Source organism: Micromonospora sp. CPCC 205539 (assembly GCF_036906815.1).
Classification (GTDB): Bacteria; Actinomycetota; Actinomycetes; order Mycobacteriales; family Micromonosporaceae; genus Micromonospora.
Window position 1 is genome coordinate 1 of sequence record NZ_JBAKHW010000087.1, and the last position, 6,080, is coordinate 6,080.

Below are 6,080 nucleotides of genomic sequence, written 5' to 3' on the forward strand. Positions count from 1 at the left end.
CGATCCGACTTGGCGACGAGCCGCCGCCGCGCCGCCGGACCACGCCGCGCGCGCCTCGTCGCACCGACCGCCCGGCGGCCCGCCGGCCGTCGCGCAAGCCACCGCGCCCGCCGAAGCTGGCCGACCCACGGCTGCGACTGCGGCTCGGCACGGCCCTCACCCTGACGCTGTTCGCCGTCATCGGCGTCCGGCTTATCTTCCTGCAGGCGGTGGACACGCCGGCGTACGCCGGGGGTGGCGTCGCCGACCGGACCCGCACGGTCGAGCTGCCCGCGCCGCGTGGCGCGATCTACGACTTCCGCGGCGAGCCGCTGGCGCGCAGCGTCGAGGCGCGGTACGTCTTCGCCGACCCGACCGAGATCAAGGACCGGGCCGCCACCGCGAAGGCGCTCTCCCCGCTGCTCGGCATCCCCGCGTCGAAGCTGACCGACCTGATGAAGCCCCGCAAGTTGGAGAACGGCAACCCGTCCCGTTTCGAGTACCTCGCCCGGGGCGTGGAGATCCTGAACGCCAAGCAGGTGTTGGCGCTGGAGCTGCCCGGCATCGGGGTGCACCGCGACGAGCGTCGTGAGGTGCCCGGCGGCGACCTGGCCGCCAACCTGATCGGTTTCACCAGCCAGGACATGGTCGGGCTGGAGGGGCTGGAGGCCCGCTACGACGAGCTGCTCGCCGGGCAGGACGGCAAGCGGGTGTACGAGGCCGGCCTCGGTGACCTCGCCGCGCCGATCCCGGGCGGCTACAGCCGGACCACCCCCGCCAAGCCGGGCAGCTCATTGGCCCTCACCCTCGACCGTGACCTGCAGTTCCGCACCCAACAGATCCTCAGCACGGCGATGGCTCAAGAGCGCGGCGGCGTCGGCGCGGCCGTGATCATGGAGGTTGGCTCCGGTGCGGTGCTGTCCCAGGCCAGCAATCCCACCTACGACGCGGCGAAGCCGGCGGCCAGCGACCCGGTCGCCCGGGAGGACGCTGCGACGAGCTTCGTGGTCGACCCCGGCTCGGTGCACAAGGCGATCACCTACGGCGCGGCGCTGCAGGAGGGGGTGATCACTCCGGAGACCACGCTGCCCATCGCGAACAGCATCAAGAAGGGCGACACCTGGTTCTCCGACACGCACCCGGCCGACGGCAAGCGGATGAGCATTCCGGGGATGCTCGCGTACTCGTCGAACGTCGGCACCATCACCATCGCCGACAAGCTCGGCCGGGACCGGTTGATCGACTACCAGAAGCGGTTCGGTCTGGGTAAGCCCACCGGTGAGGGGATGCCGGGTGAGGCCAGCGGGCGGCTGCTGCCGGCCGACGAGTGGAGCAAATCGTCGGAAGGGTCGGTGCCCATCGGGCACAGCGTCGACGCCACGCCCCTGCAGATGGCCGCCGCGTACGCGGCCATCGCCAACGACGGCACCTACGTGCAGCCGCACCTGGTCAAGGAGACGATCGGCCCGGACGGCAAGCGCACCCCGGCGCCGGCGCCGGTGACCCGTTCGGTGCTCAGCCCGGAGAACGCGGCGGCGCTGCGCACCATGCTGGAGGCGGTCACCACGGTCGACCACGCCACCGGCCTGACCGCCGCGGTGCCGGGCTACCGGATCGCCGGCAAGACCGGCACCGGCTGGCGGCTCGTGGACGGCAAGAAGCAGCCCGGCGAGGTGTCCTCCTTCATCGGGATGGCCCCCGCGGAGAAACCCCGGTACGTGATCGCGGTCTTCGTGTACGCGCCCGACGGCGGGGGCGCGGCGATCGCCGGACCGGCTTTCCGGGACATGATGCAGTTCACTCTGCGTCACTACCGGGTACCACCATCCACGGGCGGATCGGCACCCAAGTTCGTGGTCTATCCGCGCTGACCGGCGGCGGCGCGACATCATCGGTGAGTGCCGACGAACCACCGGGGCGGCTGTGTGGCCGGAACCGGACGACCGGGTAGGGTCTGACGCCGTGCCCGGCAATCCACGTCCACGTACCGTGACCGGAGTCCGGCTCGGCGATCTCGCCGTCCGGCTCGCCGTCGACCTTCCGGCGGACGTCGCCGGGGTGGTCGTCACCGGTGCGACCCACGCCAGCCAGGAGGTCCGCTCCGGCGACCTGTACGCGGCGCTGCCCGGCGCCCGCCGGCACGGCGCGGAGTTCGCCGCCGCCGCGGTCGCGGCCGGCGCGGTGGCCCTGCTGACCGACCCGGCCGGCGCCGAGCTGGCGGCGGGGACCGGCCTGCCCACCCTGGTGGTGCCCGACCCCCGCGCGGTCCTCGGTGAGCTGGCCTCGGCCGTCTACGGCGACCCGACCGCGGCGCTCACCGTGATCGGGGTGACCGGCACCGCCGGCAAGACCTCCACCGCCTACCTGGTCGAGTCGGGGCTGCGCGCCGCCGGGCACACCACCGGGCTGATCGGCACCGTCGAGACCCGCCTCGGCGACCTGGTGATCGACAGCGTGCGCACCACCCCCGAGGCGACCGATCTGCACGCGATGCTGGCCACCGCCCTCGAGCGCGGGGTCACCGCCGTGGTCATGGAGGTCTCCAGCCACGCGCTGGCCATGGGCCGGGTCGGCGGCGTCCGGTTCGCCGTCGGCGGCTACACCAACTTCGGCTCCGACCATTTGGACTTCCACGCCGACAGCGACGACTACTTCGCCGCCAAGGCTCTGCTCTTCGACGGCCGGTGCGCAGTCGAGGTGCTCAACCACGACGACCCGGCACTGAAGCCGCTGTACCGCCCGACGACGGTCGACTACTCGGCGGCCGGCGACGAGTCCGCCACCTGGTGGGCCGACGGCGTGAACGGCGAGGGGTACGCCCAGCGGTTCACCGTCCACGGCCCGGACGGGTTGGTCCTGCCCGCCGGGGTGGCGCTGCCCGGTCGGCACAACGTGGCCAACGCGCTGCTGGCCATCGCCGTGCTGGTGGCCGTCGGGGTGGACCCGTCGACCGCGGCGTCCGGCGTGGCGGCCTGCGGCGGCGTACCCGGCCGGCTGGAGCTGGTCGACGTCGCCGGGCCGGTGCGCGGGGTGGTCGACTACGCGCACAAGGCGGACGCGATCGTGGCCGCCCTGGCGGCGCTGCGGGAGCTGAGCGCCGGCCGGCTGATCTGCGTACTCGGCGCCGGTGGCGACCGGGACCGGGGCAAGCGGCCGGTGATGGGCGCCGCCGCGGCGGAGGGGGCCGATGTGGTGCTGGTGACCGACGACAACCCGCGTACGGAGGATCCGGCGGAGATCCGCGCCGAGGTGCTCGCCGGCGCGTACCAGGCCAGCACGGCGGCCCGGATCCTCGAGGTGGCCGGCCGTCGGGCCGCGATCGACGAGGCGGTGCGGCTGGCCGAGCCGGGCGACGTGGTCGCGGTGCTCGGCAAGGGCCACGAGCGTGGCCAGGAGGTGGCCGGCGAGGTGCACCCGTTCGACGACCACACGGAGCTGGCCGACGCGCTGCGGGCCCGCTTCGGGGACCTGGCGGGTCAGCGGTGATCGCGCTGACCCTGGCCGAGGTGGCCGAGGCGGTCGACGGGCGGCTGGTCGCCGTCGACCCGACCGTCACCGTCACCGGACCGGTCGAGTTCGACTCGCGCAAGGTCGCCCCCGGCTCGCTCTTCGTCGCCTTCCCGGGTGAGAAGGTCGACGGGCACGACTACGCGGCGGCGGCGGTGGCTGCCGGCGCGGTGGCGGTGCTGGGCAGCCGTGAAGTGCCCGGGGTGCCGATGGTGCTGGTCGCCGACCCGCTGACCGCGATGGGCCGGCTGGCCCGCGCGGCGGTGGACCGGCTGCCCGGCCTGACCGTGATCGGGCTGACCGGCTCCTCCGGCAAGACCACCACCAAGGACCTGGTCGGGCAGCTCACCGCCCGGCTCGGCGAGACGGTGGCGCCGCCCGGCTCGTTCAACAACGAGCTGGGGCACCCGCACACCGCGCTGCAGGCCGGGCCGGACACCCGCTTCCTGGTGTTGGAGAAGGGCTCGCGCGGGGTCGGACACGTGCGCTACCTCTGCGAGCTGGTGCCACCGCGGATCGCCGTGGTGCTCAACGTCGGCACGTCGCACATCGGCGAGTTCGGCTCGCAGGAGACCATCGCCCTGGCCAAGGGAGAGCTGGTCGAGGCGCTGCCGCCGGACGGTCTGGCCGTGCTGAACGCCGACGACCCGCGGGTGAACGCGATGGCGAGTCGGACCCAGGCCCGGGTGGTCCGCTTCGGCGAGGCGCCGGACGCCGACGTGCGGGCCGAGGCCGTCACGCTGGACGACCGGGGGCACCCGTCGTACACCCTGGTCACTCCGGAGGGGTCCGCGCCGGTGCGGCTCGGGCTGGCCGGGCGGCATCAGGTGGGTAACACGCTGGCCGCCGCGGCGGTGGCCCGGGAGCTGGGCATGCCGCTGGCCGAGCTGGCCACCGCGCTCGGCGAGCTGGGGCTGGTCTCCACCCGCCGGATGGACGTCTTCGAGCGGTCCGACGGGGTGACCGTCATCGACGACTCGTACAACGCCAACCCGGCCTCCATGGCGGTCGCGCTGCGGGCACTGGCGCGTATCGGCCAGGGCCGGCGTACCGTCGCGGTGCTCGGCTACATGGCGGAGCTGGGCCCGTTCGAGCGGGACGGCCACACGGAGACCGGCCAGCTCGCGGCGGAACTGGGCGTGGACCGGCTGCTCGTGGTGGGCGAGCCGGCGGCGCCGATCCACGAGGGCGCTACATCAGTAGGTGACTGGGGAGGAGAGTCGGTGCTGCTCACCGATCAGGCGGCGGCCATCGAGGTGCTGCGGGGCGAACTACGGCCGGGCGATGTCGTCCTGGTCAAGGGCTCCCGGTACCGGACCTGGGAGGTCGTTGACGCGCTGCGCGTCGACGTCGGTGGGGAGACCGCCGCGTGAGGGCGGTCATCGTCGCCGTCGGGGTGGCCTTCATCGTGTCGCTGTTCTGCACCCCGATCGCGATCAAGGTCTTCACCCGGCTCAAGGCGGGCCAACCGATCCGGACCGACGGCCCGGCCATGCACCAGGGCAAGAAGGGCACGCCCACGATGGGCGGCGTGGTCTTCATCCTGGCCACGGTGATCGCGTACGTGGCGGGCCACCTCGCGCTGACCACCCTGCCGGATCTGCAGATCGCCCAGGTCGAGCCGACCATCACCGCGCTGGTGCTGCTGGGGCTGATGGTCTTCTCCGGCGCGGTCGGCTTCCTCGACGACTTCCTCAAGGTGCGCAAGCGCAACAGCGCCGGCTTGAACAAGCGCGGCAAGCTGCTCGGGCAGATCCTGGTCGGCGCGGTCTTCGGCGTGGTCGCCCTGTACTTCCCGAGCACGATGACCGACTCGACCGGCGCGGCGACCAACACCGAGACGGTGGGCAGCAGCACGCTGAGCTTCATCCGGGACATCGACGCCCTGCAGGTCAGCAAGGTCGGTGCGGTGATCATCTTCATCTTCGTGGTGATGGCCGCGACGAACGGGGTCAACCTCACCGACGGTCTGGACGGCCTGGCCACCGGCGCGTCGGTGATGGTGCTGGCCGCGTACGCGTTGATCGCGTTCTGGCAGTACCGGCACTGGTGTGCCGACCCGAGCTACACCCAGGCGTACTGCTACGAGGTCCGTGACCCGTTGGAGATCGCACTGATAGCCGGGGCCGCGGCCGGAGCCTGTGTCGGCTTCCTCTGGTGGAACACGTCCCCGGCCCGGATCTTCATGGGCGACACCGGCGCGTTGGGGCTGGGCGGCCTGATCGCCGGCATGGCGATGTCCACCCGGACCATCCTGCTGCTGCCGATCATCGGTGGGCTCTTCGTGATCATCACGATGTCCGTGGTGATCCAGATCATCTCCTTCAAGACCACCGGCAAGCGTGTGTTCCGGATGTCGCCGTTGCAGCACCACTTCGAGTTGGCCGGCTGGAGCGAGGTCAACATCGTGGTCCGGTTCTGGATCATCGCCGGCATCGGCGTGGCCATCGCGCTGGGCCTGTTCTACAGCGAGTTCCTCGCCAACATGACCTGACCCCCCTGGTCCCGCCCCCGTGCCCCCAGTGCCCCCGTGCCCCCGCGCCCCCGTGCCCACGTGCCCGTGCCCACGTGCCCGTGCCCCCGTGCCCGTGCCC

General features: G+C 72.6%; 4 protein-coding genes. All 4 read left to right on the plus strand.

Annotation, left to right across the window (positions count from 1 at the left end; all coding sequences use genetic code 11):
* The first annotated feature begins 2 nt into the window (after window positions 1–2).
* Window positions 3–1,850 carry a peptidoglycan D,D-transpeptidase FtsI family protein gene (locus V6V47_RS32505; protein WP_334632386.1) on the plus strand — a complete coding sequence of 616 codons (1,848 nt, stop codon included), beginning with the start codon at window positions 3–5 and terminating at the stop codon, window positions 1,848–1,850.
* Window positions 1,851–1,941: 91 nt separating this feature from the next.
* Window positions 1,942–3,465: a UDP-N-acetylmuramoyl-L-alanyl-D-glutamate--2,6-diaminopimelate ligase gene (locus V6V47_RS32510; RefSeq protein ID WP_442934338.1), complete on the plus strand. Its 1,524-nt coding sequence runs from the start codon at window positions 1,942–1,944 to the stop codon at window positions 3,463–3,465.
* The gene (locus tag V6V47_RS32515; RefSeq protein WP_334632388.1) at window positions 3,462–4,859 is read left to right on the plus strand and encodes a UDP-N-acetylmuramoyl-tripeptide--D-alanyl-D-alanine ligase; all 1,398 of its coding nucleotides are present in this window, start codon (window positions 3,462–3,464) and stop codon (window positions 4,857–4,859) included. Before V6V47_RS32510 ends, V6V47_RS32515 begins: the two co-directional genes overlap by 4 nt.
* Window positions 4,856–5,980 carry a phospho-N-acetylmuramoyl-pentapeptide-transferase gene (mraY, locus tag V6V47_RS32520; RefSeq protein WP_334632389.1) on the plus strand — a complete coding sequence of 375 codons (1,125 nt, stop codon included), beginning with the start codon at window positions 4,856–4,858 and terminating at the stop codon, window positions 5,978–5,980. The genes V6V47_RS32515 and mraY overlap by 4 nt, the downstream gene beginning before the upstream one ends.
* The last annotated feature ends 100 nt before the right edge of the window (window positions 5,981–6,080 follow it).